A 24,922-nucleotide genomic window follows, 5' to 3' on the forward strand; every position below is an offset into this window, starting at 1 on the left:
GGTGCAAAAGATGAAAAGAAAATTTTCCAAATGGAGTGGACTGATAAAGGGACTGCTGCTTCCGGCCGTTGCAGTTTGCGTGCTTTTGTGCTTTGCGACAGCGTTTAATAGCCTGGATAGCGGTAGAAATCAAGAAAGTTTGGAGCAGCTGCAAGAGGCCATCAGACGAAACTGTGTGGCGTGCTATGCTGCTGAAGGAGCATACCCTCCAAGTCTTGAATACCTGAAGGAACATTATGGCGTTCAAATTGACGAGGAGCGTTACACGGTGCACTATATGGTGATTGCCGATAACCTGATGCCGGATATTACAGTACTGGAGAATGATCAATGAAGATACAGAAGAATCATTTAGAAGGTCTAATCGCCTTATTGCTGTTTGGTGTATTTGCAGTATGCCTGCTGATTGTTTTGCTTGCAGGCGCTGATGCATACAACGGTTTGACAACCAAGGACAGGATTGCGTATGACAGCCGAGTTTGCGGACAGTACATTGCGACTCAGGTGCGTCAAAATGATGATATGAACAGTGTTTCTGTAACCGATTTTGGGGATGGAAATGCGCTTTCCCTTGCGAAAGAAATCGAAGGAAATACTTATGTAACTTTAATTTATAGTTATGACGGCTATCTGATGGAACTTTTTTGTGCCGAAGGAGCACAGCTGGCGCCAGAAGATGGAGAGAAAATTATGCCGATTTCCAAGTTTTCCCTCTCTATGAAGGGTAGCAGACTGGAAATTTCCTACGGAAATGAAGGAACGCAGGAGTCTGAGACTGTTATGTTTTTGACTCTGCGAAGCGGAGAGGAGGCAGCGTCATGAGAAGCAAAGCACCTCTAGTGATGATAGAGCAGATGATTATGCTGCTGGTATTTGCCCTTGCGGCAGTTTTGTGCTTGCAGGCTTTTACAACTTCCAAAGAGATTTCTGAGGAAAGCATTTGCCGTGACCGGGCAGTCGTGGAAGTGCAGAATGCAGCGGAGTCCATGAAAGCTGGCGATGGAGAGACCTATTTTCGTGAAATGGGCGCAAACTTAGGAGAGGAAGGCGGCCAGATATTTTACAATGAAAAATGGAAACCGTTCGAAGATAGTAAGGGTGAGATGGAGGCAGCATTCCGCTTGCAGCTCAGTTATAAGGATACGGACATAGCATATTTGCAGAGTGCGGAGATTGCAGTATATGATGCTGAGGGAGAGCTTCTGTTCAGCATGCCGGTATCGTGGCAGAATCGGGAGGTGGAGTAATGAGAAAAATCAGCAAAGAATCATTTTCGCCGCCTGCAGTAGGGGGAACATCCCTTTTGGTCATCTTTGCAGTATTGTGCCTGACTGTGTTTTCGCTGCTCAGTCTTTCCACGGTGCGGGCAGATGAGAGACTCAGTAAGGCTTCGGCAAAGGCTGTGTCAGACTACTATGAAGCGGATTCTCGTGCGGAAGAAATACTGGCGCAGATTCGTCAGGGCAAAGTGCCGGAGCATGTAACAATTAGGGGAAACAGATATACTTATACCTGTCCGATTTCGGAGAACCAAAACCTAAAAGTTTCGATTCGGTTTAACGGAGCCGATTATACGATAGAACATTGGCGAGTGGAAACCAGTAGAGATGAGGAGATTGATGAAAACCTTCCTGTTTGGGACGGCACGGAACCTGAAGACAGCATAGAAAACGAGTGACCAGGAGGATTTGATTATGGCAGATTTGATGAATTATTTAGGTAAAGCAGTCGAATGCGGAGCTTCGGATATTTTTATTGTGGCAGGCGGTCCAGTTTGCGTGAAACTGGACAAAAGCGTGACACCTATTGGTGAAGAGCGAGTTCTTCCGGATACCAGCGCAAAACTGGTCACAGAGATTTACGAAAAAGCGGGAAGACCCATGGAGCATTTTTTGAGTTGCGGTGATGATGACTTTTCCTTCTCTGTGCCGGGACTGGCGCGATTTCGTGTAAATACCTATCAGCAGCGCGGCTCGATGGCGGCTGTCGTGCGTGTGGTTGCTTTTGGGATTCCTGATTGGAAAGAAATGGGGATTCCGGCTCAGGTGATGGAACTGTCGGAGGCAAGTCACGGGCTGATTCTGGTGACAGGTACTGCAGGAAGCGGGAAATCTACGACTCAGGCATGTATCATTGACCGAATCAATCACACCAGAGAATGCCACATCATTACCATGGAAAATCCCATCGAGTACCTGCACAGAAATGACAGGAGCATTGTAAGCCAGAGAGAAATTTCTATTGATACGGAGGACTATCTTTCCGGACTTCGTGCTTGCCTGCGCCAGGCACCGGATGTGATTTTGCTGGGAGAAATGCGTGACCACGAGACGATTCGTACAGCCATGACCGCAGCGGAAACAGGGCATTTGATTATTGCAACGCTGCACACGAAAGGAACTGTAAATACCATCGACAGAATTGTGGATTCTTTCCCAAGTGAGCAGCAGGCACAGGTGAGAACCCAGTTGAGCATGGTGCTTCGCACAGTCGTATCACAGCAGCTGCTGCCAGGCACTTCTGGAAATCTGGTGCCGGCTTTTGAAATCATGCATATGAATAATGCAATCAAGAGTTTGATTCGAGATAACAAGAGCCACCAGATTAACAACGCAATTGCCGCAGGGGCAAATGAGGGTATGTTATCCATGGATCAGTCTATCTTGACTCTTTGTAAAAATGGTGAGATTAGTAAGGATACGGCACTTATCTATGCGGACAATGCAGAACAGATGCAGAGACGGTTAGGATAAGGAAGGACCACTTTGGACTGCGTATTAAAATAAAATAAAAGCTGTATAACAGTCTCAAACAAGTGAGGTTAGATTGTTGTACAGCTTTTTTATTGAGATTCTGTTAATTTTTAGATATTGTTATAAAAAAGCACACTGGTGGCACAATAGGGGTATTTGGAGGTTATTGCAATGGAATCAATCTGGACAAAAGATATCAAGATGCCGGAATTTCCCACAGCAGAGCATGATATGAAAGTAGATGTGCTGGTGGTTGGCGGCGGTATGTGCGGTCTCTTAATCGGTCATTTTTTAAATGAGCAAGGGGCGAACTACGCAGTGATGGAGAAGGATACTATCGCAGGCGGTGTGACGAAAAATACGACGGCAAAGATTACCGCCTTTCATGGACTTTCCTACAGAAAACGCCTTGCTCGTTTTGGCAGGGAAAAGACCGCAGCATATCTATCGGCAAATGAGAAAGCGATAGAGATGTACAGGCGTTTAGCTGAGCGCATCTCGTGTGATTTTGAAGAGAAGGCAAACTACGTTTACACGATGAATGATGTAGGTGCGGTGCTTTCTGAGATTGAGGCTATCACAGAGGTTGGCGGAAAAGTATCCTACACGGAGCATGTGGATATACCGCTGCCGGCAGCCTGTGCAGTTAAGGTGAAGGGGCAGGCCCAGTTTCACCCGCTGAAATTTGCGTCAGAGATTGCCAAGGGGCAGGCAATTTACGAGCACAGTTTTGTAAGCGACGTAAAGAAGCAGCGTTTTGGCTGGCAGGCTTTTGTTATAAATGGCTGGGGTCGGGATATAAGGATTCATGCGGATAAGGTAATTATCGCAACCCACTTTCCGTTTATTGACCGCAGAGGCATGTATTTTATGAAGATGTACCAGAGCCGGTCCTATGTGTTAGCGCTTTCAGCACAGAATGACGAGGGAAAGGCAGAAATGCAGCAGGTCTGCGGCATGTATATCGGAAATGGCGGTGAAAAGGGTAATCCTCTGGATCTATCCTTTAGAACCTATGACGACTATTTACTTTTAGGCGGAGGAGGTGGCAGAACCGGAACCAGCCATGCGGCTTTTGAACAGCTGAGACAGCAGGCAAAGCGCCTTTATCCGGGCAGCCGGGAAGTGGCAGCATGGGCGGCGCAGGACTGCATGACGTTAGATGAAGTTCCTTACGTTGGCAGCTATAGTCGAAAAAAGGACGGGCTGCTGGTGGCGACGGGTTTTAACAAGTGGGGGATGACCGGCGCGATGACAGCGGCAATGGCCCTGACCGGAGAACTGGATCGGGAGATTGGAAGGGTGTTTTCACCTCAGCGGACGATACTGAGACCGCAGCTCTTGGTAAACGGTTTTGAGACGACAAAAAATTTTATGCGGCCAACTGCACCTCGCTGTACCCATCTTGGCTGTGCGCTGAAATGGAATGCGGCGGAGAAAACCTGGGATTGCCCTTGCCACGGTTCAAGATTTGCAGGGGATGGAAAATTGATTGATAATCCGGCGCAAATGGATATGAAAAAAAGGATTTAGAAGGAACAAGCGTTTAACCTAAAATAGAAATTTTAAAAAAAAGTGTATAAGAGAATATGAAAATCTTAACCGAGAATTTAAAGAATTTAAAAAAATGTATAAAAGCACTTGAATTCCTTTGGCAAATGTTTCGTTTTCAAGGATGTTTCGACCCTGTTTCAAGTTTCTCTTATACACTTTTTTAATACTTTTTCATTTTAGGTTAAGATTTGCCGTTAGACTTATACATTTTTGGTATAAAAACAAAATTTAGGTTAAGCTTCCCATTGATAAACTTGTCGAGATCCCTTCTTCATGTGAAGAGGGAAAGACGGTTGCTTTTTTTCGGCAAGGTGATATACTATTAAATTGCGGCAGAGGGACAAGCTGCAATTTTAGATAGAAACGAGGAAATCAATGAAATATATACGACAGGTTTTAATTGTAATGATAGTTTCTTTTGCAGGAGAGATGCTTAACTTTTTACTTCCGCTTCCGGTACCTGCCAGCATTTATGGACTGGTAATTATGCTGATATGTCTTTTGAGTGGGATTATTCCTCTGGAAGCGGTCAGAGAGACCGGAACGTTTATGGTAGAGATTATGCCGCTGATGTTTGTGCCTGCGGCAGTAGGGCTTCTGGAATCCTGGGGCGTACTGAAGCCGGTGTGGATTCCAGTTATTTGCATCACCGTCATTTCAACTGTAGTAGTGATGGCGGTCTCCGGCAGAGTGACCCAGTTTGTGATTCGAAAAGGCGGTGAAGCTGATGAATGATATTCTGATTGAGTCTGTATTCTTCGGCGTGGGGCTTACGCTGCTCTGCTTTGAAATTGGACAAATTGCAAAGAAAAAGCTGAAAATTCCCCTGTTTAACCCCATTTTGATCGCAACGGTGCTGATTATCGGTGCGCTTCTGCTTTTAGATATGGACTACGATACATATTACGAAGGTGCAAAGTATATTAGTTATTTGCTGACGCCGGCTACAGTATGTCTTGCCATTCCTATGTACGAACAGATGAGTCTTTTGAAAAAGAACTGGAAAGCAGTTATGGCTGGAATTATTGCAGGCTGTTTGACAAGCCTTGTCTCCATACTTGCTATGGCAGTCCTCTTTGGCCTCAGCCACGAAACTTATGTGACTCTACTGCCAAAATCTATTACGACAGCTATTGGCATGGGTGTTTCGGAAACGCTGGGCGGCTATGTCACGATTACGGTAGCCGTCATAATCATTACGGGGATTTTAGGAAATATGTTCGGCGAAGCGGTTTGCAGACTGTTCCGCATAGAAGAGCCTATCGCAAAGGGTATGGGCTTTGGCACAGCGTCTCATGCCGTCGGCACGGCAAAGGCGATAGAAATAGGAGAAATTGAAGGCGCTATGAGCAGCCTTTCCATTGCGGTGGCGGGTCTTGTCACAGTGGTAGGCGCTAGTGTATTTGCTTGTTTTTGGTAAAGGAGAATCAAATGAAAGAAATTCAGCTGAGGATGGACCCTCCCTTTTTTAACAGTGTAGATGTGGCAGTGCTGGATTTTCCAAAGGGGTTAAAAGAAGCGCCGCGGCAGCGCTGTAAAATTACAGTAGAGTTTGCTGCCTTTGATATTAAGCAGCTGCAGAAACAGGGGCTGAACTTTGAGGCGGCGATAGAACACTATAAGACATGGCTTTATGAGGTAGTAAAGGTACATCTTGCGCAGGACTGGATCTGTATCGGCGGCTGGGATCAGGTTATGGCACTTGTAGAAAGCAGAGTCAAAGCGTATTATGACGCAGAATAGAAAATTTCTATATTTCCGGTGAGAATTATGGGAATTTGTGGTATACTATAAAGTAGAACTTTACAGGAGAGAGATGATAATATGACAAAGGTAGATATTTTTTCCGGATTTTTAGGTGCCGGAAAGACAACGCTAATTAAGAAACTCATTGAAGAAGCGTATCAGAATGAGAAAGTAGTTCTCATCGAAAATGAATTTGGAGAAATCGGGATTGACGGCGGATTTCTCAAAGATGCAGGAATTGAAATTAATGAGATGACTTCTGGCTGTATCTGCTGCAGCCTCGTTGGTGATTTTGGAAAGGCACTAGAAAAGGTACTGGCAGAGTTTGCGCCTGACAGAATTCTCATCGAGCCGTCCGGTGTAGGAAAACTTAGCGATGTGATAACTGCTGTGACAAATCTGCATAACGAAGCATTGTGCTTAAATGCTGCGGTTGCGGTTGTGGACGCAAAGAAGGCGAAGATGTACATGCAGAACTTTGGGGAGTTTTATAATAATCAGATTGAACATGCGGCAGCAGTTATTCTCAGCCATACGGCGGGGCTTGCGCAGAAGAAACTGGACGACTGTGTAGCGCTTGTTCGTAAATATAACGAGAAAGCGCCTGTAGTAACAACAGACTGGGAAGAACTTACAGGACAGCAGCTTCTGGAAACGATCGAGCAGAAGAATACACTGGCAGCGCAGCTGGCAACTCTTGAGAAAGAAGCGCATGAACATCACGACCATGGTCATCATCATCACGATGAGGATTGCGGCTGCCACGACCACGCACACGAGCATGAACATCATGACCATCATCACCACGATGAAGATTGTGACTGCGGCTGTCACGAACATGAACATCATCATGACCACCATCATCACCACGCCGATGAAGTATTCCAGAGTTTTGGACTGGAAACATCTCATAAGTTTACAAAAGAGCAGATTGAAGAAGCGCTGAGCGCTTTGACAAATTTTGCAATGTATGGACAGGTGCTTCGTGCGAAAGGAATTGTAGAGGGAGAAGACGGTAAGTGGTTACATTTTGACTATGTGCCGGGTGAACCTGATGTTAGATATGGCACTGCGGCAGTAACAGGTATGCTGTGTGTCATTGGTGCAGGCATCGAAGAGGACAGCATTAAAGAGTTGTTTGGACTGTAAAGAGGTAGTAGCATATGGAAATACCAGTATATTTGTTTACCGGATTTTTAGAAAGCGGTAAAACCACGTTTATTCAGGAGGCGCTGGAGGGCGATGACTTCAATGCCGGAGAAAGAACCTTGCTGCTTCTGTGTGAAGAGGGTGAGGAAGAATATCATCCGGTCAAGTTTTTCGGAACCAACGTGTTTATTGAACGGGTTGAAGAGGAAGAAGATTTAACGGAAGAGACGCTTAGCGCTTTGCAGAAAAAGCATAAGGTCGAACGGGTAATCATCGAGTATAACGGCATGTGGAGTTTGGACACGATCTACAGAAATATGCCGAAGGAGTGGATTACCTATCAGGAAATGTTTTTTGCAGATGCGCAGACTTTTTCTGTGTATAATCAGAATATGCGGCAGCTGGTCTTTGATAAACTGAAAAGCGCTGAGATGGTTGTGTTCAACCGCTGCGAAAAAGGCTTTGACAAGATGGAATTTCATAAAATTGTTCGCGGAGTTAACCGAAAGAGCCAGATTCTTTATGAATATGATAAAGACGATGTGGAACTGGACCAGATTCCGGATCCTCTGCCTTTTGACCTCAATGCGCCGCTGATTGAGATTGCAGACAATGCCTATGCGGAGTGGTACAGAGATATCAACGAGGAGCAGGACAAGTATGACGGCAAGGTGATTACTGTAAAGGGTCGCAGCGTTCTTGGCGGCGGTATGCCGGACGACAAATTTGTCTTTGGTCGTCATGTGATGACATGCTGTGTAGAAGATATTCAGTTTGCAGGACTTGTATGCAGATGGGAAAATGCAGCAAATTTGCTGGAACACGGCGGCTGGGTAACGATTATAGCTAAAGTGAAAGTGGAAGATGATGAAACCTATGGCGAGGTGGGACCTGTGCTCTACTGCACAAAAGTGGAAGAGACAGAAGAAGCCGATCCTGAAGTAGCACAATTTTAAACTGACAAGAATTTAGGGAACAGACGCATTTATCGTCGTTCCCTTTTGCGTGCAAAAAATGATATGATAAAAATATTTTGGAATTGTATACAAAAAACTTACATTTTCTTTCAAAAACGTGTTATAATAATAAATGAGATAGAAATAATGGAAGAAGAAAGGAGATGTGAGCCGAAATGTATAACATTGATGACCTGATTATGTATGGCACGACAGGCGTTTGCAAAGTATCGGATATTCGTAAGTCGGATTTTGCCGGTGGAGATGAGGACAGGCTGTATTATGTGCTGGAGCCTCTTTATCAAAGCGGCGTCATTTATGCACCAGTAGATAATCAGAAAGTGTTTATGCGTGCGGTAATCTCCGAAGATGAAGCGAAAGATCTGATTGACAATATTCCGCAGATTCACACGGAAATTTACAAAAACAGTAGCATGCAACAGCTTACGAAGTATTATCAGTCAGTCATTGACAGCCATAAATGTATAGACTTGCTTAAACTGACCAAGTCCATACATCAAAAAAAGCTGGATGCACTTGCTCAGAATCGCCACCTTGGGCAGATTGACAAAAAATTTATGAAACGTGCAGAAGACCTTCTTTTCGGAGAGTTCGCAGCAGCGCTGGGAATTTCCAGAGATGATGTACAGGATTATATCCGAAACAGGCTAGGTGATGAGGAGCTGTAAGTAAATATAAGAAATAGATCGGAATACCAGACAATGCAAATTGTTTTGAAATCCGATTTATTTTTTTTGACAAAAAATTTGTAAAAGTTAAATCACCTATTGACATGTCATAAAAAACGAGTATAATAATCTTGCACTACAGTTTAGAAATACTAAACTTGAAGTTTAATACTTGTGACACAGTAAGGGAGTAGGAATATGGAGATTGGTTCCAAGATTAAAGCCCTGCGCATTGTCAATGGACTGACGCAGGAGGAACTAGCTGACAGGGCGGAGCTTTCTAAGGGCTTCATTTCTCAGCTGGAACGAGATTTGACATCTCCATCTATTGCAACACTTTCAGACATATTGCAGTGCCTGGGAGTATCTGTTTCAGAGTTTTTTGCAGAGGACAGCGATGAACAGATTGTATTTGCAGATGAAGATTATTTTGAGAAAATAGACCTTGAATTAAAGAATAAAATAGAGTGGATTATTCCAAGTGCGCAAAAGAACGTTATGGAGCCTATTCGCCTGAGCCTTGAGGCGGGCGGCCAGACATATCCTGACAATCCGCACGAGGGAGAAGAGTTTGGATTTGTACTGAAAGGTGAGATTACCATTCATATAGGAAAGAAAATCCATCAGGCAAAGGCCGGCGATTCATTTTATTATACACCGGCAAGAAAACATTATATTTCGTCGAAAGCAGGCGCAGAACTGATATGGGTAAGTTCGCCGCCAAGCTTTTAAGATGTAAAGAAAGGAACTTAAATGACATCATCACTCATCGAATTAAAGCATATTTACAAGTCTTTTGAAGATACACAGGTGCTGGATGACTTCAATTTAACGGTAAATGAGAACGAATTTATCACACTGTTGGGACCTTCTGGATGTGGAAAGACTACAACGCTTCGTATTGTAGGCGGTTTTGAAAAGCCTGATGCAGGGCAGGTGTTCTTTGAAGGAAAGGATATTACCGATGTGCCGCCGAATCAGCGCCATCTGAATACTGTATTTCAGAAGTACGCGCTTTTTCCACATATGAATGTGGGACAGAATATCGCCTTTGGCCTTAAGATTAGCGGGAAGAGCGAATCGTATATTAAAGATAAAATTGAATATGCGCTGAAACTTGTCAATCTGGACGGCTATGAGAAACGAAAAATCGATCAGCTTTCCGGCGGTCAGCAGCAGAGAATTGCTATGGCAAGAGCTATTGTCAATGAACCGAAGGTGCTTTTGCTTGATGAACCTTTGGGAGCATTGGATTTGAAATTGCGCCAGGATATGCAGTATGAGTTGATTCGCCTGAAGAATGAACTTGGCATCACCTTTATTTACGTTACTCACGATCAGGAGGAAGCTCTGACTATGAGCGATAAAGTAGTGGTAATGAACGGTGGATATATTCAGCAGATGGGTACGCCGGAAGAGATTTACAACGAGCCGGAAAATGCTTTCGTTGCAGATTTTATCGGTGACAGCAATATTATTGATGGCACAATGATGGAAGATTTTTATGTGAAGATCTGTGATACGGTATTTCCTTGTATTGACGACGGCTTTGGCAGAAATAAGCCAGTCGACGTTGTAATCAGACCGGAGGATCTGATTATTGGAAAACCGGGTGCAGGCAGGCTAGATGGTGAAGTGACTCACAATGTATTCATTGGTGTACACTATGAAATGGAAATTGAAGCAGGCGGGTTCACCTGGCTTGCACAGAATACCACCAGCTATCCGGTAGGAACTAAGGTTAGTCTGGATGTGATTCCGGAAAATATTCAAATTATGCATAAACCACAGTCCAAGGAAGAGGAGGCGATAGAAATCGATGTCTAAAAAAAGTTTTGCAGCGCCATTTCTCTTGTGGATTATCTGCGGTACTGTGATTCCTTTGGCAGTTGTTGCTTATTATGGTTTTACAGATAGAAGCGGCACATTTACTTTTGCTAATTTGATTGCAATGCTGAGCGCAGAGCATGCGCAGGCGCTTTTACTGTCTCTTTTACTGTCATTAATCAGTACTGTGATTTGCTTTGTGATTGCTTTTCCGCTGGCGCTGATTTTAAAAGGGAGCAAGCTTGGACGGCAGGGCTTTATGGTGTTCATTTTTATCTTGCCGATGTGGATGAACTTTTTACTGCGAACGATGGCGTGGCAGGTAATTCTGGAAAAGGGCGGATTGATCAACGGTCTGCTGGGACTTTTACATCTGCCGCCTCTTGCGCTGATCAATACACCGGCAGCAATTGTACTGGGAATGGTTTATGATTTTCTGCCTTTTATGGTACTGCCGATCTATAATACACTGATGAAGATAGATGATCATATTATAGAAGCTGCTTACGATCTTGGAGCGACCAAGCGGAAGGTACTGACAGATATCCTGCTGCCTCTCAGCATTCCGGGTATTGCCAGCGGTGTTACCATGGTGTTTGTACCGTCCCTGACCACTTTTGTAATCTCCAACATGCTGGGCGGAGGGAAAATCAATCTGATTGGAAATATCATCGAGCAGGAATTTACGACAAGTTCCAACTGGAATCTGGGCTCGGGCCTGTCTCTTGTCATGATGGTATTTATTGTTATCAGCATGGCAGCGCTCTCTAAATTAGACAAAAATGGGGAGGGGACGCTGATATGAAAAAACTTGGAAAAAGCATTTATCTGATCCTCGTTCTGCTGTTTTTGTATCTGCCAATTCTGATCCTGATGGTTTTTTCCTTCAACGAGAGCAAGTCTATGTCTCTGTGGACGGGCTTTTCTTTGAAATGGTACAAGGAAATGCTGTCAAATACCATGATTATGGAAGCAATCTGGAATACATTCACGATTGCGCTGGCAGCTGCCGCCATAGCAACCCTCATCGGGACTGCTGCATGTATCGGGATTATGGCGATGAAAAAGCGCTCAGAAAATGTAATCATGGCGCTGAACAATATTCCTCTGCTCAATGCAGATATCGTTACAGGTATTTCTCTGATGATGGCATTTATTGCCTTCGGTATTTCACTGAGCTGGGGTACAGTACTGCTTGCGCATATTACTTTCAGCATTCCTTATGTGATTCTGTCGGTGATGCCAAAATTTAAACAGATTTCTGGAAATACTTATGAAGCTGCACTGGATCTTGGAGCAACGCCGCTTTATGCGTTTTATAAAGTCGTTCTTCCTGATATTAGACCGGGCATTGTCAGCGGATTTCTGCTGGCGTTCACCATGTCTGTAGATGATTTTGTAATTACACACTTTACAAGAGGCGCTGGCATTAATACGATTTCGACTTTGATTTATAGCCAGGTGAAAGTAGGAATCAGACCGACACTTTTTGCACTGTCTACAGTTATTTTTGTTACCGTGCTGCTGGTTTTGACTACTTCCAATGTTGCGTCGGCCAAGGCAGGCGGAAAGACGAAAAAGCGTATTATGGCAGTGCTGACAGCGCTGGTGATTTGTTTGCTTTGCGGAACTCTTTATCTCAGCGGTTCCACAGGAGGCAACACCGGAAAGGAAGTCCATGTCTATGCTTTTGGAGATTATATTGATCCTGCGCTCATTAAAGAATTTGAACAGGAGACAGGGATATCTGTGGTCATGGACACTTTTGACACAGCAGAGGAAATGTATCCTGTCATAAAAAATGGTTCGGTTAATTACGATGTGATTTGTGTTTCCGATTATATGATTGAAAAACTTATCAGCGAGGATTTGCTTGCAGAAGTAGATTATTCTTCGATTCCAAATATCTCTAATTTGGAGAAAAAATATCTGCAGCTTGCGGAGTCTTTCGATTCGGGAAATAAATATGCGGTTCCTCATACATGGGGCACGCTGGGAATTTTATACGATACGGATAAAATTCCTGAGGGAGAGATCACTTCCTGGAATGATCTTTGGAAGACGGAATATGCGGGCAGAATTGTTATGCCTGATAGTATGCGTGACACTATGGGAATTGCGTTGAAAGCAAAGGGATATTCGTTAAATACTGTCAGCGAGGCGGAACTTTCTGAAGCAGCAGCTTATCTGACAGAGCAAAAATCTCTGGTATACAAATATGCCAATGATTCGGCGAGGGATATGATTCTCGGCGGATCTGCGGATATTGCAGTCATCTGGAATGGTGAAGTTTTGTATTGTCGCGAAGAAAAAGAAAATTTAGCTTATGTCGTTCCAAAAGAAGGCAGTGAGTATTTTACCGATGCCTGGGCGATTCCGAAAGCTGCGAAAAATCGGGATAGTGCCCACGCCTGGATCAATTTTATGCTGGAAAAGGAAACGGCGATGATAAACTTCGATTATTTGACATACTCAATTCCAAATATCAGTGTTATAGATAGTGTTAAGGGTGATTCGGACAAGATGGATATCCTGTTTCCGGATGAAATAGTGCTGAAACGGTGTGAGTCTCTTAGAAATCTTGGCGCAGAAGCGGACGATTTGTTCACCAAATACTGGAAGAAATTTAAGTCGTAGGATTTCCTCCCTGCGCCTTAGAAAAAACCGCAGATCAGAAGGTCTTAGAAATTCCTGAGTCTTCCGGTTTGCGGTTTTGAGGTTCTATGTCAAATGTTGAGGTGGAACGCAAACTAAAAAAATTTAAGTGACTGAGGAGGCAGTGATAAAGCTGTCTCTTTTGGTTTAATATTGAACCATAGTATGTAGAATTCTTTTCTTAAATCTTTCGTAGTTTCTCATGCCATAAGCGACTCTCTTGGTGACTTTGATTCGATTGTTGCAGCCTTCGGTATATCCGTTGGAGAATGGTACATCAAAGGCATTTAGTATTTCTTTCTCCCATTGTGTGTAGGTAGAAGCAACTTTATTGAATGGGGCAAGGTTTGCAACCTGTACAGCCATTTTAAAGGCAAGTAGCTTTTTCTTGGCGGTATACACATCAAGGGAAGCAAATAGTTCGTATGCTAGTTCTTTTAAATGGTATGCCTGTGCCAGTTCCTTAGATAGTGAGAGCATATTCGCTACTTGTTCGAGTTCTTCTGAATCCAGCTTTTCTTTGTGTTTGATGAGAAGTGTTCTGGCGTGTTTGAAGTATCTCCTTCGTTTTGTATGAAAGTTCTTTTGGGCTTCTTTGCGAACTTGTTCTAATGCGTAAATGGCAAGTCTTAGGGCATGGAATCGGTCGGCAACGATTTCTGCTTTTGGAAATGCGGTTTTTGCCAGACTTCTAAAGAGTGTGCTTAAATCCATGACAACGTATTTTATGTTGTTTCGATCTGGAAACTTCGAAAAGTACTGGTACAAGGTATCGCCTTTTCTGTTTGGAAGGATATCCAGCACTTTCTTCTCTTTGGGATTGGTTAGGATGCACTGGAATTTTCTGCCGCCGGTGTTGCCTTTGAATTCATCGATGGAAATTACAGATGGCAGGGTGGTACAAGGGTAATTCACTTTGTCCAAAATACGTGCAGTGGTTGAAGCGGAGACGTTAAGTCTTTCTACAATAGATTTCATCGAAGCGGTTTTTGATAATTCGAAAAGTGCCATTGCCCATAATGCGTTGGAGGTTCTTTGATATTTGGGAAGGAATGGAATTGTTTCAAAGAACTTTTTACCGCAGCAGGGGCAAACATGACGTCTTTTACGAATGCTGAGCATGACGGGGGATTACCGATAGGGATATGTTTGACCCGCTGGATTCTGTAGCCATGTACTTTTGAGGTATGGGTACTGCATTCTGGGCACTGGTGAATTCTTTGCTGCATAGTAATGTGTACGACGCAGGTTTCATCAATGAATTGGATTTTTTCTGCAATTGTGCATAGCAGTTCTTTTGACTGTTGGTTTGTCAATGATATGACACCCAAAAGAGAGCATTAATTTGACGATATGGTATCATAAGAATGCAATTCCAAAGATGACCTTTTCTCCAAAGGTGTAGCCCACCCAAGGACTGGTTTAGGGGTGTTGTTGTAACGTTTTAGATAGCGGAGCATCTGCACTTTTAAATCTTCATAGGAGTAGAAAATGCAGGTAATTGTAGAATCGCTCCTGATTCAGTCGATGGCTGCGTTCCACTTTGCCATTGTGTCTTGGTGTGCGTGGACGAATCAGTTTGTGGGTAATGCCAAGTTCATCACAGAGTTTATCCATCGGATGTAGTTTTTTGTAGTCTTTTGGATAAGTAAATTCAGCGCCATTATCCGTTTGAATCATTTTGGGCGTATATCCAAAGAATTGGATAGCGCGCTTTATGAAATTAACGGTAGAATAAGAACTCTGTTCTTTATATGGGTAGAGGAAGCGCTGTCTGGAAGCTTCATCTATGATTGTATATTGATAAAATTTGTCAGGCATAGAGCCAGTATAGCAGGCAGAGGGCACATATTTCACATCCATCTGCCACTTTTCACCAACAGCCTGAGGAGTCGCATAAGGCTTTGGAGTATACTTGTTAGTGGGAGTCACTTTTTGCTTGGTATACCCTAGCCGAGAAAATACACGGTAAAGAGAGCCGGGATGCCTGCGATACCCTTTGGAAGTACGTAATTTTCCATAGATTTCGCAGACGGAGGCGTGGGGATTGCGTCTGTGCAAATCACGAATCCACTTGAGTTCCTCAGTGGTATGAGAAGAAGGATGAGGCGTTTTGGGTCTGTGAGAATGATCCATAAGGGACTCTTTCGTACCATCAAAGCGTTTGTTCCAGCGCATAAGGGAAGATTTAGATATATGGTAGCGCCTGCAGACAAAGGCGACGGACTGACCGCTGCGATAAAGATTCACTGCGTAAAAACGGGTAGAAATTTCATGTGGCAAATATCGTTGAGTTTGTGTTATACTGTTCATGACGATAGGGTTCATTTCAGATATGTTTTTTGTGGTGATTGACATTCTAACAAATCCTATCGTCTTTTTCTATTGGAAAGTGTCACATCAATTGTAACTCTACAAAGATAAAAAATATTATAAACGTATATCGTTGCTTTTCCTCCAAGATGTGGTAGAATAGTACTGATAAAAGGCATTGAGGGAGGAACCATGCGTTTTCTAGTAATAGACGGACAAGGCGGCAGATTGGGAAAGCTGCTTGTAGAAGGAATCAGAAGAGAGTTTTCACGGGCGGAGATTATGGCGGTGGGAACCAACGCTGTTGCGACGGCTACTATGCTAAAGGCTGGGGCTGATGAGGCTGCAACAGGAGAAAACCCGGTCATAGTAGCAAGTCAGCGGGCGGATATTATTGCTGGACCTATCGGTATTGTCATTGCAGATTCGCTTCTTGGAGAAGTGACACCTGATATGGCAGTTGCCGTAGGGCAAAGTCATGCAGCTAAGGTGCTGGTTCCGATGAACAGGTGTGATAATCTGGTGGCAGGCGTAAGTATGCTGCCGGTCGGAGAGCTTGTAGAGGACGCCATTATTAAAATAAAAGAAGCAGCTGACAATATGTAACAATCTGACAGGGTGTCGATAGAATACGTTATCGGCTACCCTGTTTTTTGGTAAGACAGTTTTGGCTTGATTCTTGCATAAGAATAGAGCGGGGATTAAAGAAGGAAGGGAAAAAACATGCACAGAAGTAATGTGAAAGAGGCTATCGAGCTTCTGATGAACAGTATGAATCAGGGCATTATTTTTGTTGACAGCGAAGGAAAAATACAGCTTTGCAATCGCAAGGCCAAAGAGACAACGGGGATTATCATTAATGCAAAGACAGGACATGATGCGGGGCAGATTTGTGAAGGTGATATTGTCGTTATTGCGGACAACAAGCTGGGTGATGACGATGGTCTGATGGGCAGAGAAGAATTGACGCTTCTCAATATCAATGATGCCGGTATCCATAGAGGAGACATGCTGGTAGCGGTCGGTGTTTACAAAAATAAGAAGATTGAACCGCAGTACAAATATATCAGAGAACACTCCCTGAATGTCCCTATGAAACTGGACGTGAATTATTGGGGATTTCATATTCAGGCCATTATTGACACAGGAAAAAAAGAAACGCTGATTTCTGTCAATGACATGGTTCACAGACTGAGATATTCTAATTCCGTTGGAAACGTTGTAATTATTGACGGGATTACCGGTAATATTAAATTTTTTCAGGCAAAAGGGTATAGTGTCAGACAGGAAGATTTAGGCTATTTGCTACGCGGTGCAACCTATCAGGCAAAGAGCGTAGAGGACACGGATGTGGATGTGACAGGTCAGCGATTTTGGGATTTATTTCAGCAGTCACCTTTGACAGAGAAACTGCAGCTTGTACTGGAGGGTACGGAGGAAAAGGTTTATAATCAGCTTTATGAAATCAATAAAAGACCTTTTAACTGCAGCATTGTAAAGTGGACCGATGAAGATGAGGCTGGCGCTGATGGAGCCTTTTTGCTGCTATCGGATGCTTCACATCTGGAGAGACTCTTGAGCGAACGTGATCAGATTATTCAGCGAATTGAAGAACAAAATACGATAGGGGGGATACAAAACCTTGACTATCCAGAAGACGCTTTTTCTGGCTTTGCAGGCAAGAGCAACAAGGCGCGGGAAGTCAAATATATGGCGTGGAAAGCGGCTAAAAGCAGATTTAATGTGATTATTACCGGAGAAAGTGGGACTGGTAAATCCAAATTGGCGAGGGAAATTCATTCTATCGGCATGCCCGGCGCACCTTTTGTGGAAGTAAACTGTAATGCTATTGCACCGACTTTATTTGAAAGTGAACTGTTCGGATATGTGGGGGGTGCTTTTACTGGTGCAAAAAATGAAGGAAAGACAGGATTCTTTGAGGCAGCCAACGGCGGCACGATTTTTCTAGACGAAATAGGTGAAATTCCGCTGGATATTCAAGTGAAACTGCTTCATGTACTGCAGAACAAAACCATTTACAGAGTCGGCTCTTCCAAGCCGATTAAAGTGGATGTGCGTGTGATTGCAGCGACTAATAGAAATTTGGAAGAAGAAGTTTCGCTGGGCAGATTCCGTCAGGATTTGTTCTATCGTATCAACGTATTTCCTATCGAAATCCCGTCTCTTAGGGAAAGGAAAGCGGACCTTTATCTTTTGATTAATCAGATTCTGGAGAAGGTCTGCGATACTTATGGACTGGAACAAAAACAGTTTTCTGGTGAAGCTTTACAGAAGTTGATTTCCTACAACTGGCCAGGTAACGTGCGTGAACTGGAAAACGCAATTGAGCGTGCGATTACCCTGTGTGAGTCCAACATTATCTATTCGGAGCATCTGCAAATCGGAAAGGGAAATATTCCTGTGACTATGAAGGAGATGCTGGCAAAGGAAGAAGCCCGCATTTTAGAAATGGCTTTGATTAAATACAATGGGGATAAACAGGCGGCGATGGAGGAACTTGATATGTCCAGAACGGTTTTCTATGACAAGCTAAAAAAGTATAACATAAAATATTAACGGAGGAATTAAGTATGAGGATTTTTATTTCAGCGGATTTGGAAGGCATTAACGGAATCGTTGCACCGGAAGATGTTGAAGAGGTGGGGGCAGGTTATCAGCAGGCAAGAATTTTTATGACGGAGGAAGTAAACGCAGTTGTAGACGGTGCTTTCGCAGGGGGTGCTACAGAAGTGGTAGTCTGCGATTCTCATAATATTTCTCAGAATATCAAAGTGGAAATGCTGGATGAAAGGGCGCAGATTACCAGAGGGGACACCCGCAGAAATTCTATGGTTCACGGCCTTGATGAGTCATTTGACGGATTGATTTTGGTAGGTTATCATGCTAAATTCGGCACACAGAATGCAATTTTGGATCATACCTTTAATCCGGCAACTATCAGAGATTTAAAGGTCTCCGGCATGAGTGTAGGCGAGCTTGGCATGAATTCTTACTTTGCAGCAGAAAAGGGTGTGCCCCTTCTCATGGTGACAGGTGATCAGGCACTGGAAGCAGAGGCGAAGACTTTTGACCCTGAAGTGGAGACTGTAGTCGTAAAATATGCAGAGGGCAGATTTTGTGCAAGATGTCTGCCGAGAACCCAGACTCAGAAAATGCTGAGAGACACTGCGGAAAAAGCGGTCAGAGCTGCTAAGAGCAGAAAGCTGGTTGCTGTACCTGAAAAGCCGGAAATGGAAGTGACCTTTCAGCAGGTGAATTTGGCTGATGGGGCAATGCGCGTACCTGGCACTAAGAGAATTGATTCTATGACAGTGGGAATCAGCGCAGAAAACATGGATGAACTGATGGCATTGCGCCAGATTGTTTTCGGTGCAGGCAGTGATTTCTATAACTCTTTGTTCTAAGTGATGCAGGGAGCGCTGCGCTCGCAAGATCGATTTGCTACTGTGTATGCATAAATTTAGTAAAATCCCTTAAAATATGCACGTTTATCTTTGCAGGTGTGCATATTTTGAGGGATTTTCAGTGAAATATGCAGATTGAGACGATAAAAGGCAGTCAACTCGAAAGATAAAATCGAATTGACTGCCTTTTTCTGCATATATTTAGTCTTTTTTTGAGAAATATGCACAGTACTGTGCATATATTTGGCAGTTTCATCTAAAATATGCACGTGCGCCAACACCTGTAAGCAACAAGGGTTATTTACCAATATAAACCCTTGGCGGTCTTGCGGTCAGTCTTGCAATGATGTCATTTTTGTTGGTGCTGGACAGGGATGCTGCTTCTGCGATAGTCATGGAGCCGTCTTTTCCATCTCCGTAGATGATGGCTTCCATACCGCAGCAGACATCAGGCACATCGGTGACATCCGCCATGCACTGATCCATGCAGATAACGCCGACGATAGGCGCCCGGGTACCGTTTATAATGACATAGCCTTTATCCCGGAGATTTCTCGGATAGCCATCGGCGTAGCCGAATGGCAGGGTTGCGATGATACTGTCACGCTCTGCCTTCCAGAGATAATCGTAGCTGAGACCTTCACCTGCGGGAATTTCATGAAGCTGAGAAATTGCTGTTTTAAAGGTCAGAATTTGTTCTACATTGATATCCGCGTATTGAGCGCCTTTCATACCGTAAAGCAGAGCGCCCGGACGCACCAGATTCATGCGATACTGCGGATAGTCCACGCAGGCGATACTGTCTGCAATGTGCTTGTAGTGGAACTTGCAGCCTATGGCTTCCAGCTTTTTGATAAAGTCAGTGAACTGCTGGTACTGCTCCTCGTCTTCAGAGAGACCGGCGAGAGCCAGGTGGCTGAAAATCCCCTGTACTGCAAGATGAGGAACTTTGAAAATATCGGAGATTTCTGCTGCGAATTCATCAGAAGGACATTTTCCAAGACGGTGAAAACCGGTGTCCACCTTGATATGAACGCAGGCGGTTTTGTCAAGAGAACCTGCCAGTTGTCCAAGCTTCTCAGCCTGTTCGATGGACCAGATGGTCTGAATGATATCTTTTTCTACAACCCAGTGGAGCAGCCTGTCAGGGGTATAGCCCATGATGAGCACTGGGTAGTCGGGATATGCTTCTTTTAACTCCAAAGCCTCGGTCAGTGTGGCAACCGCCAAGGCAGAAGCACCGCATTCCATCAAAGTCTGTGCGATGGCGCAGGCGCCGTGACCGTAGCCGTTGGCTTTGATAACCGGCATGATGTCGACGTCAGCGCCGACCATCTCCTTGATTTTAGTCATATTACCAGCCAGCTTATTTAAATCGACGACAATTTGTGTGTCGCGAAGGATTTCTGTATTTGTCATGTTTATGCTTCCTCCTCTAAAATTTTCAGTACGCTGGCGATTTGCACCAGCATGCCTGTGCGAATACATTCCTCATCCGGGTGAAACAGCTCGCTATGAATCGGGTGAGCGAAGTCTTCTCCAGGTTTTCTGATACCGATATTATAGTAAAGTCCGCGGCTTTCATGACAGAAAAAAGCAAAATCGTCAGCACCCAGGCTAGGCTTTACAGTCAATTTTACCTTGTCTTCTCCCAGCATTTCCTTGGCCGTTGTCATCACGCTGTCGAAGAGCTGCGGGTCGTTTTCCAGCGTTGGATAGCTGCCGGAAAAGCTGATTTCGCAGCTTGCACCGTAGGAAGCAGCGATTCCCTCGCAAAGTTCTTTGAGGTAGGTTCGCAGCTTATCCATGTTTTTCATATCTAGGGCGCGCATGGTGCCGGAGAAAACAGCTTCGCCAGAGACGATGTTTTCTTTGGTGCCGCTGTTGAATTTTCCTACGGTAATCAGCACCGATTCAGCTGGGTCGATTCGTCTTGTAATGATGGACTGCAGGCTGGATACCATGGTGCAGGCAGGAAGCAGGGCGTCAATGCCATCGTTAGGGTGTGCACCGTGGCAGGATTTTCCCTTTACTGTAACGAAAAATTCGCTGCACGCGGCGTTCATGGAGCCAGGAATAAATTCTACGCTGCCAGCATCGGTGCCGGAGTCTACATGAAGTCCCAAAACTGCGGAAATAGCTGGTTCATTCAGGCAGCCTGCTTCTATCATCTGGCGAGCACCGCCGATGGTTTCTTCAGAAGGCTGGAACAGAAGTCTAACAGATCCGGGTAAATCTTCCTTCATATCGTTTAAAACTTTTGCTGTGCCAAGAAGGATTGCGGTGTGAATATCGTGGCCGCAGGCGTGCATAATATTAGGATTATTCGATTTAAATGGGATTTCAACCTTTTCTGTAATGGGAAGCGCATCGATATCGGCACGCAGTGCCACACCCTTGGTTTTGTTCTTGCCGTAGATAACGGCGGAGACACCGCAGCCTGCAATATCCTTTTCGTAAGGAATCCCCATTTTATCTAGCTGCTCGCAGATAAAACGGCTGGTTTCGTATTCCTGCTCGCTGAGTTCGGGATACATATGCAGATGACGGCGCAGTGAAACAGCTTCGTCATAGACTGAATTTACTTTGTTTTTGATTTCTTCACTTGTATATTTCATGGAACCCTCCGTAATCAGTTTTCTTTTCTGATTACTATTCTTATGCAAGTCTTGTGCCGATACAATTCTTATGATATAAAAAGGTGGCACAATTTTTGCTTTTAGTATATGATAGATGTATAATAAATGGAGGAAGATAAAATGAAAATAGTAGATATGCATTGCGACACACTTCTTGAAGCATGGAGAAAGCCGGAACTGGATTTTTATAATGCTGACCTTTCCATCAACATAGAGTTATTAAAGCAGAACGACAGCTTAGCGCAGTTTTTTGCCATGTACATATCCAGAAGCGAGATGGAAACCATGGATTCCTATGATATCATCAAGGGGATGTACGCTCGTTATCAGCAGGTTATGGAAGCAAACAAGGCACACATCAGACCGGTTTACACTGTGGAAGACATTATGAAAAACAAGGAAGAGGGTATTTTATCTTCTTTGTTGACCATCGAAGACGGTGTATTCTTGGATGGAAAAATGGAAAGACTTCACGAAGTTTACGATATGGGAGTAAGACTTTTGACTGTTCTGTGGAACTTTGAAAATTCTGTTGGTTTTCCAAGCAGCGACAATCAGGAAGAACACCTGCGCGGTCTGAAACCGTTTGGTATTGAAGTAGTAGAGGAAATGAACCGTCTTGGCATGGTAATCGACGTATCTCATCTGTCCGAAGGTGGTTTCTACGATGTTGCAAAATACAGCAAGAAGCCGTTTGTTGCTTCTCACTCCTGTGCTAGAGCCCTTTGCAGCCACAGACGTAACCTGACTGATGATCAGCTGAAAACTCTGGGTAATGCAGGCGGCGTTGTCGGTGTAAACTTTAATGGACCGTTTTTAAAAGATGACGAAGAAGCACCGAAAATCGACTGGATTGTGGAGCACCTGTTGTACATGAGAGATAAAGCTGGTATTGAAGCTATCGGATTCGGCTCCGACTTTGATGGAATTGATGATAACGGTGAACTGGTGAACTATGCTGGCTTTGGTAAATTAATCGGCGCTATGGAGAAACACTTCACTTGTGATGAAATCGATTTAATCAGCAGCGGCAATGCACTGCGCGTTTTAAAAGACGTAATCGGGAGGTAATTTTAATGATTAAAATCCTCATCGGCCTTGGGATTATTGCACTGTCTTTTGTATATATCATGAAGAACCATGACAAGAGCATGATGCAGAACTTATTAGAAAAGAAAAGTGCCAAGGCGAAAGCCTGCATGGAGCAGGAACAGATGCGGGCAGACAATGGAAATGACAACAAAAATGAAACAGAGACTATCTAGGGATAGTCTCTGTGTATCTTACTGGTACTGAATTTCTATCATAGAAATGCCACCATTCGCCGCTGTAAGGACTGAATCCTGCGCGAACCATGATGTCGCGCAAATATGTAGCATTTTTAAGAGCCTCGCCGGAAGTCGTCTGACAATCCAGGCGGGCTTTTTCTGTAAAGTCGTCAAAAGCGCTTGGCATGAGGATGTCATTACCATCCATGTCCGTTAAGGTTACGTCAACGCACTGACCGTTCATGTGGGAGTTCTTAAACTCTGTAATGGTCTCCATGTCCGGTGGATAGGCGACAAAGTCATTGTCGGGAAGCAAATCCCAAAATCGCTGCTGGGCGCTTGTTGGGCGGAATGCGTCCCAAACTTTCATGCGGTAGCCATCTTTCTTTGCTAAATTCTTGGCAATAATCAGGCGCTTAGCCGTATCCACATCGATATAGCATTCAGGAGAATCATAGACGATGCTGCCTGTAAAATTATCTGCTGTTGCGTAGACCAGTTCGATGATGAAATCCGGGTCTACGTCCAAAAGTCTTACTAAATTTCCATATTGCTGCATTTTCTTTATAGTCTCCTTTTTTAGTGATTTTGTAATAATACGATACATACGGTCAGCGGGGTAGCGCAGTTCATAAATACGATGACTGCGAGAAAGCCATATGCGATAGTGACAAAATTCCATTTCTTTTCGTAGCCAGGAAGAACGTGGAAACGCTTGATAACACGCATGCCGGGCAATTCCTTTAACATTTTGTAAAACTTGTTAATCTGTATGGCTTCGATTTTTCCGTCTCTAAAAAAGGGCAGGAAGAAGATTGGCTCCGCACTTTCAAAGTTGTCTCCGTCTTTTGCGTAAAAGCTGACGCCTTTGGTGTCAAATACAGCAACCTGCGCTTCTGAAAAATCCAAGCTGCGGCTTCTTTTCAAAAGACTGTTATGGTAGGTCAGCTGCTTTTCGTCATAGGTGCTGTAGCAGTACTTGTGACCTCTGAAGAGGAAGATAATCAGGGCAAAGATTACAAGATACATAACGATAGTTAATGGAATGTTGGTCGCCTGGTAATAACCGTCAATCTTGAAGATAATAATTTCTGCCATAATCAAAAAACGAAGCAGGACATAGACAAAGCATACGCCGAATAAAACCTGCTTGGCAAGATTGGTGTAATGATACTGAATTTTGTACATAATGATTGATCCTTTCTTTGGGCTTTTCCTATATAAAAAGCCGAGTGCTATTTCCTGATGAAACAGCATATAGTTCTATACTATGATAATAGTAGCAAGAATCATGCCTAAAAAAACTTCCTGAAATGAGGATTGCAACAGTGTTAATTATGAAATTGTCCGGATTTACGGATTATAAGTTCTAAATATAGGACTATTTTGGAGAGTATTGTAAAAAATTGTAAGAAAAAGACCTGCGATTTGCAGGTCAGATTTAAAAAATAGAAATATTTTATAATAGTGACTGAAGCTGAGTAAGTCCCTGCTTCAGATTAAGAAATTGCTTATATGTAATCGTTACAGGATAATATACAAATTGCTGGTCATTTTTGGTGGTAAAGACGACCTTTGCTCCAGCAAGGACGGAACTTTCCGGATTTGCAATGGGACCATCGCTGTTGTAAAGCTGAACGGATTCTAAGTCAGACAGGGAAAACTGCGGTGCTCTGAGCCCATTTCCACCTGCGGCGGCAAATATCACCTGACCGTTTTGTACATCGACACCTGCAGTAGCGACGCCGCGAAGAATCAAAAGGCTGATTAGGGCGAAGCAGGCAAAAAGGATAAGCGGTACAATCCACAGCTTAGAGCCGCCGCCTACCTGTCTGAAAAGGCTGTACGCAAATCCTAAAATACTGATAAAGATTAATATACAGGAGGTGATGAAACCCCGCTTATTAATGACTGAAAAATGTCCTTGCATGAAATGATCTCCTTTATT

At 43.9% G+C, this 24,922-nt stretch carries 27 protein-coding genes and 1 pseudogene; 21 read left to right on the forward strand and 7 right to left on the reverse strand.

From position 1 onward, the window contains the following. Window positions 1-10: 10 nt before the first annotated feature. The 16 genes from D1155_RS06270 to D1155_RS06345 all read left to right on the forward strand — a co-directional run bounded on the left by D1155_RS06270 (window position 11) and on the right by D1155_RS06345 (window position 13,311). Window positions 11-334: a hypothetical protein gene (locus D1155_RS06270; protein WP_160201533.1), complete on the forward strand. Its 324-nt coding sequence runs from the start codon at window positions 11-13 to the stop codon at window positions 332-334. Beyond that, window positions 331-822 carry a DUF4860 domain-containing protein gene (locus D1155_RS06275; RefSeq protein ID WP_160201534.1) on the forward strand — a complete coding sequence of 164 codons (492 nt, stop codon included), beginning with the start codon at window positions 331-333 and terminating at the stop codon, window positions 820-822. The genes D1155_RS06270 and D1155_RS06275 overlap by 4 nt, the downstream gene beginning before the upstream one ends. Beyond that, window positions 819-1,247 (forward strand): hypothetical protein, encoded by a 429-nt coding sequence (locus D1155_RS06280; protein WP_160201535.1) that lies wholly within the window; start codon window positions 819-821, stop codon window positions 1,245-1,247. Before D1155_RS06275 ends, D1155_RS06280 begins: the two co-directional genes overlap by 4 nt. Then, a complete protein-coding gene (locus D1155_RS06285) occupies window positions 1,247-1,678 on the forward strand; it encodes a hypothetical protein (protein ID WP_160201536.1) in 432 nt (143 codons plus the stop codon). The genes D1155_RS06280 and D1155_RS06285 overlap by 1 nt, the downstream gene beginning before the upstream one ends. A 16-nt stretch (window positions 1,679-1,694) precedes the next feature. After that, entirely contained in the window at window positions 1,695-2,753 is a 1,059-nt protein-coding gene (locus tag D1155_RS06290) for a PilT/PilU family type 4a pilus ATPase (protein WP_160201537.1), read from the forward strand. Between the two features lie 171 nt (window positions 2,754-2,924). Continuing rightward, a complete protein-coding gene (locus D1155_RS06295; RefSeq protein WP_160201538.1) occupies window positions 2,925-4,286 on the forward strand; it encodes an FAD-dependent oxidoreductase in 1,362 nt (453 codons plus the stop codon). A gap of 396 nt (window positions 4,287-4,682) precedes the next feature. Further along, complete coding sequence (locus D1155_RS06300) at window positions 4,683-5,042, forward strand: CidA/LrgA family protein (RefSeq protein WP_160201539.1); 360 nt, start codon at window positions 4,683-4,685, stop codon at window positions 5,040-5,042. Next, on the forward strand, window positions 5,035-5,727 hold the full coding sequence (locus tag D1155_RS06305; RefSeq protein WP_160201540.1) for an LrgB family protein: 693 nt from the start codon (window positions 5,035-5,037) through the stop codon (window positions 5,725-5,727). Before D1155_RS06300 ends, D1155_RS06305 begins: the two co-directional genes overlap by 8 nt. Before the next feature lie 11 nt (window positions 5,728-5,738). Further along, complete coding sequence (locus D1155_RS06310; RefSeq protein ID WP_160201541.1) at window positions 5,739-6,050, forward strand: hypothetical protein; 312 nt, start codon at window positions 5,739-5,741, stop codon at window positions 6,048-6,050. A gap of 81 nt (window positions 6,051-6,131) precedes the next feature. Next, window positions 6,132-7,202 (forward strand): GTP-binding protein, encoded by a 1,071-nt coding sequence (locus D1155_RS06315; protein ID WP_160201542.1) that lies wholly within the window; start codon window positions 6,132-6,134, stop codon window positions 7,200-7,202. A gap of 14 nt (window positions 7,203-7,216) precedes the next feature. After that, the gene (locus D1155_RS06320; protein ID WP_160201543.1) at window positions 7,217-8,158 is read left to right on the forward strand and encodes a hypothetical protein; all 942 of its coding nucleotides are present in this window, start codon (window positions 7,217-7,219) and stop codon (window positions 8,156-8,158) included. Window positions 8,159-8,334: 176 nt separating this feature from the next. Further along, window positions 8,335-8,847: a CarD family transcriptional regulator gene (locus D1155_RS06325; protein ID WP_160201544.1), complete on the forward strand. Its 513-nt coding sequence runs from the start codon at window positions 8,335-8,337 to the stop codon at window positions 8,845-8,847. Between the two features lie 198 nt (window positions 8,848-9,045). After that, entirely contained in the window at window positions 9,046-9,579 is a 534-nt protein-coding gene (locus D1155_RS06330; protein WP_160201545.1) for a cupin domain-containing protein, read from the forward strand. Window positions 9,580-9,600: 21 nt separating this feature from the next. After that, a complete protein-coding gene (locus D1155_RS06335; protein ID WP_160201546.1) occupies window positions 9,601-10,674 on the forward strand; it encodes an ABC transporter ATP-binding protein in 1,074 nt (357 codons plus the stop codon). Then, window positions 10,667-11,479, forward strand: coding sequence for an ABC transporter permease (locus tag D1155_RS06340; protein ID WP_160201547.1), 813 nt, complete (start codon window positions 10,667-10,669; stop codon window positions 11,477-11,479). Before D1155_RS06335 ends, D1155_RS06340 begins: the two co-directional genes overlap by 8 nt. Continuing rightward, window positions 11,476-13,311, forward strand: a complete 1,836-nt coding sequence (locus D1155_RS06345) for an extracellular solute-binding protein (RefSeq protein ID WP_160201548.1) — start codon at window positions 11,476-11,478, stop codon at window positions 13,309-13,311. Before D1155_RS06340 ends, D1155_RS06345 begins: the two co-directional genes overlap by 4 nt. 165 nt (window positions 13,312-13,476) lie before the next feature. Here the strand turns inward: D1155_RS06345 and D1155_RS06350 are convergent, their stop codons facing one another. Both D1155_RS06350 and D1155_RS06355 read right to left on the reverse strand, forming a co-directional pair. Next, entirely contained in the window at window positions 13,477-14,451 is a 975-nt protein-coding gene (locus tag D1155_RS06350) for an ISL3 family transposase (RefSeq protein WP_160201549.1), read from the reverse strand. 218 nt (window positions 14,452-14,669) lie between these two features. Continuing rightward, window positions 14,670-15,642, reverse strand: a pseudogene (locus D1155_RS06355) (IS481 family transposase). Between the two features lie 192 nt (window positions 15,643-15,834). Between D1155_RS06355 and D1155_RS06360 the strand changes: the two are divergent. The 3 genes from D1155_RS06360 (at window position 15,835) to D1155_RS06370 (ending at window position 19,067) form a co-directional block, all read left to right on the forward strand. Beyond that, window positions 15,835-16,248 carry a DUF3842 family protein gene (locus D1155_RS06360; RefSeq protein WP_160201550.1) on the forward strand — a complete coding sequence of 138 codons (414 nt, stop codon included), beginning with the start codon at window positions 15,835-15,837 and terminating at the stop codon, window positions 16,246-16,248. A 117-nt stretch (window positions 16,249-16,365) separates the two neighbouring features. After that, entirely contained in the window at window positions 16,366-18,219 is a 1,854-nt protein-coding gene (locus tag D1155_RS06365) for a sigma 54-interacting transcriptional regulator (protein ID WP_160201551.1), read from the forward strand. Between the two features lie 14 nt (window positions 18,220-18,233). Then, a complete protein-coding gene (locus tag D1155_RS06370; RefSeq protein ID WP_160201552.1) occupies window positions 18,234-19,067 on the forward strand; it encodes a M55 family metallopeptidase in 834 nt (277 codons plus the stop codon). Window positions 19,068-19,364: 297 nt separating this feature from the next. On the opposite strand, the gene alr is transcribed toward D1155_RS06370, so the two are convergent. Further along, window positions 19,365-20,486, reverse strand: a complete 1,122-nt coding sequence (gene alr / locus D1155_RS06375; RefSeq protein ID WP_160201553.1) for an alanine racemase — start codon at window positions 20,484-20,486, stop codon at window positions 19,365-19,367. Window positions 20,487-20,488: 2 nt separating this feature from the next. Next, window positions 20,489-21,685 carry a M20 family metallopeptidase gene (locus D1155_RS06380; protein ID WP_160201554.1) on the reverse strand — a complete coding sequence of 399 codons (1,197 nt, stop codon included), beginning with the start codon at window positions 21,683-21,685 and terminating at the stop codon, window positions 20,489-20,491. Window positions 21,686-21,826: 141 nt separating this feature from the next. Here D1155_RS06380 and D1155_RS06385 point away from each other — a divergent pair, with 141 nt between their 5' ends. Further along, on the forward strand, window positions 21,827-22,777 hold the full coding sequence (locus tag D1155_RS06385) for a membrane dipeptidase (RefSeq protein ID WP_160201555.1): 951 nt from the start codon (window positions 21,827-21,829) through the stop codon (window positions 22,775-22,777). Between the two features lie 5 nt (window positions 22,778-22,782). Then, the gene (locus D1155_RS06390; RefSeq protein ID WP_160201556.1) at window positions 22,783-22,971 is read left to right on the forward strand and encodes a hypothetical protein; all 189 of its coding nucleotides are present in this window, start codon (window positions 22,783-22,785) and stop codon (window positions 22,969-22,971) included. Here the strand turns inward: D1155_RS06390 and D1155_RS06395 are convergent. From D1155_RS06395 to D1155_RS06405, 3 genes are all read right to left on the reverse strand, one after another. After that, window positions 22,964-23,533, reverse strand: coding sequence for a M15 family metallopeptidase (locus D1155_RS06395; RefSeq protein WP_160201557.1), 570 nt, complete (start codon window positions 23,531-23,533; stop codon window positions 22,964-22,966). The two genes, D1155_RS06390 and D1155_RS06395, sit on opposite strands and share 8 nt — an antisense overlap. Window positions 23,534-23,553: 20 nt before the next feature. Then, window positions 23,554-24,162, reverse strand: coding sequence for a hypothetical protein (locus D1155_RS06400; RefSeq protein WP_160201558.1), 609 nt, complete (start codon window positions 24,160-24,162; stop codon window positions 23,554-23,556). Between the two features lie 271 nt (window positions 24,163-24,433). Further along, a complete protein-coding gene (locus tag D1155_RS06405) occupies window positions 24,434-24,904 on the reverse strand; it encodes a hypothetical protein (RefSeq protein ID WP_160201559.1) in 471 nt (156 codons plus the stop codon). Window positions 24,905-24,922 lie beyond the last annotated feature (18 nt).

The sequence above is a fragment of the Anaerotruncus sp. 80 genome (assembly GCF_009936115.1).
GTDB lineage: Bacteria > Bacillota > Clostridia > Peptostreptococcales > Anaerovoracaceae > Senimuribacter > Senimuribacter intestinalis.

What these genes read in the sequence shown, in the direction of transcription:
- D1155_RS06270 (WP_160201533.1), top strand. Translation starts at nt 11, where the DNA reads ATGAAAAGAAAATTTTCCAAATGGAGTGGACTGATAAAGGGACTGCTG.
- D1155_RS06275 (WP_160201534.1), top strand. Translation starts at nt 331, where the DNA reads ATGAAGATACAGAAGAATCATTTAGAAGGTCTAATCGCCTTATTGCTG.
- D1155_RS06280 (WP_160201535.1), top strand. Translation starts at nt 819, where the DNA reads ATGAGAAGCAAAGCACCTCTAGTGATGATAGAGCAGATGATTATGCTG.
- D1155_RS06285 (WP_160201536.1), top strand. Translation starts at nt 1,247, where the DNA reads ATGAGAAAAATCAGCAAAGAATCATTTTCGCCGCCTGCAGTAGGGGGA.
- D1155_RS06290 (WP_160201537.1), top strand. Translation starts at nt 1,695, where the DNA reads ATGGCAGATTTGATGAATTATTTAGGTAAAGCAGTCGAATGCGGAGCT.
- D1155_RS06295 (WP_160201538.1), top strand. Translation starts at nt 2,925, where the DNA reads ATGGAATCAATCTGGACAAAAGATATCAAGATGCCGGAATTTCCCACA.
- D1155_RS06300 (WP_160201539.1), top strand. Translation starts at nt 4,683, where the DNA reads ATGAAATATATACGACAGGTTTTAATTGTAATGATAGTTTCTTTTGCA.
- D1155_RS06305 (WP_160201540.1), top strand. Translation starts at nt 5,035, where the DNA reads ATGAATGATATTCTGATTGAGTCTGTATTCTTCGGCGTGGGGCTTACG.
- D1155_RS06310 (WP_160201541.1), top strand. Translation starts at nt 5,739, where the DNA reads ATGAAAGAAATTCAGCTGAGGATGGACCCTCCCTTTTTTAACAGTGTA.
- D1155_RS06315 (WP_160201542.1), top strand. Translation starts at nt 6,132, where the DNA reads ATGACAAAGGTAGATATTTTTTCCGGATTTTTAGGTGCCGGAAAGACA.
- D1155_RS06320 (WP_160201543.1), top strand. Translation starts at nt 7,217, where the DNA reads ATGGAAATACCAGTATATTTGTTTACCGGATTTTTAGAAAGCGGTAAA.
- D1155_RS06325 (WP_160201544.1), top strand. Translation starts at nt 8,335, where the DNA reads ATGTATAACATTGATGACCTGATTATGTATGGCACGACAGGCGTTTGC.
- D1155_RS06330 (WP_160201545.1), top strand. Translation starts at nt 9,046, where the DNA reads ATGGAGATTGGTTCCAAGATTAAAGCCCTGCGCATTGTCAATGGACTG.
- D1155_RS06335 (WP_160201546.1), top strand. Translation starts at nt 9,601, where the DNA reads ATGACATCATCACTCATCGAATTAAAGCATATTTACAAGTCTTTTGAA.
- D1155_RS06340 (WP_160201547.1), top strand. Translation starts at nt 10,667, where the DNA reads ATGTCTAAAAAAAGTTTTGCAGCGCCATTTCTCTTGTGGATTATCTGC.
- D1155_RS06345 (WP_160201548.1), top strand. Translation starts at nt 11,476, where the DNA reads ATGAAAAAACTTGGAAAAAGCATTTATCTGATCCTCGTTCTGCTGTTT.
- D1155_RS06350 (WP_160201549.1), bottom strand. Translation starts at nt 14,451, where the DNA reads ATGCTCAGCATTCGTAAAAGACGTCATGTTTGCCCCTGCTGCGGTAAA.
- D1155_RS06360 (WP_160201550.1), top strand. Translation starts at nt 15,835, where the DNA reads ATGCGTTTTCTAGTAATAGACGGACAAGGCGGCAGATTGGGAAAGCTG.
- D1155_RS06365 (WP_160201551.1), top strand. Translation starts at nt 16,366, where the DNA reads ATGCACAGAAGTAATGTGAAAGAGGCTATCGAGCTTCTGATGAACAGT.
- D1155_RS06370 (WP_160201552.1), top strand. Translation starts at nt 18,234, where the DNA reads ATGAGGATTTTTATTTCAGCGGATTTGGAAGGCATTAACGGAATCGTT.
- alr (WP_160201553.1), bottom strand. Translation starts at nt 20,486, where the DNA reads ATGACAAATACAGAAATCCTTCGCGACACACAAATTGTCGTCGATTTA.
- D1155_RS06380 (WP_160201554.1), bottom strand. Translation starts at nt 21,685, where the DNA reads ATGAAATATACAAGTGAAGAAATCAAAAACAAAGTAAATTCAGTCTAT.
- D1155_RS06385 (WP_160201555.1), top strand. Translation starts at nt 21,827, where the DNA reads ATGAAAATAGTAGATATGCATTGCGACACACTTCTTGAAGCATGGAGA.
- D1155_RS06390 (WP_160201556.1), top strand. Translation starts at nt 22,783, where the DNA reads ATGATTAAAATCCTCATCGGCCTTGGGATTATTGCACTGTCTTTTGTA.
- D1155_RS06395 (WP_160201557.1), bottom strand. Translation starts at nt 23,533, where the DNA reads ATGCAGCAATATGGAAATTTAGTAAGACTTTTGGACGTAGACCCGGAT.
- D1155_RS06400 (WP_160201558.1), bottom strand. Translation starts at nt 24,162, where the DNA reads ATGTACAAAATTCAGTATCATTACACCAATCTTGCCAAGCAGGTTTTA.
- D1155_RS06405 (WP_160201559.1), bottom strand. Translation starts at nt 24,904, where the DNA reads ATGCAAGGACATTTTTCAGTCATTAATAAGCGGGGTTTCATCACCTCC.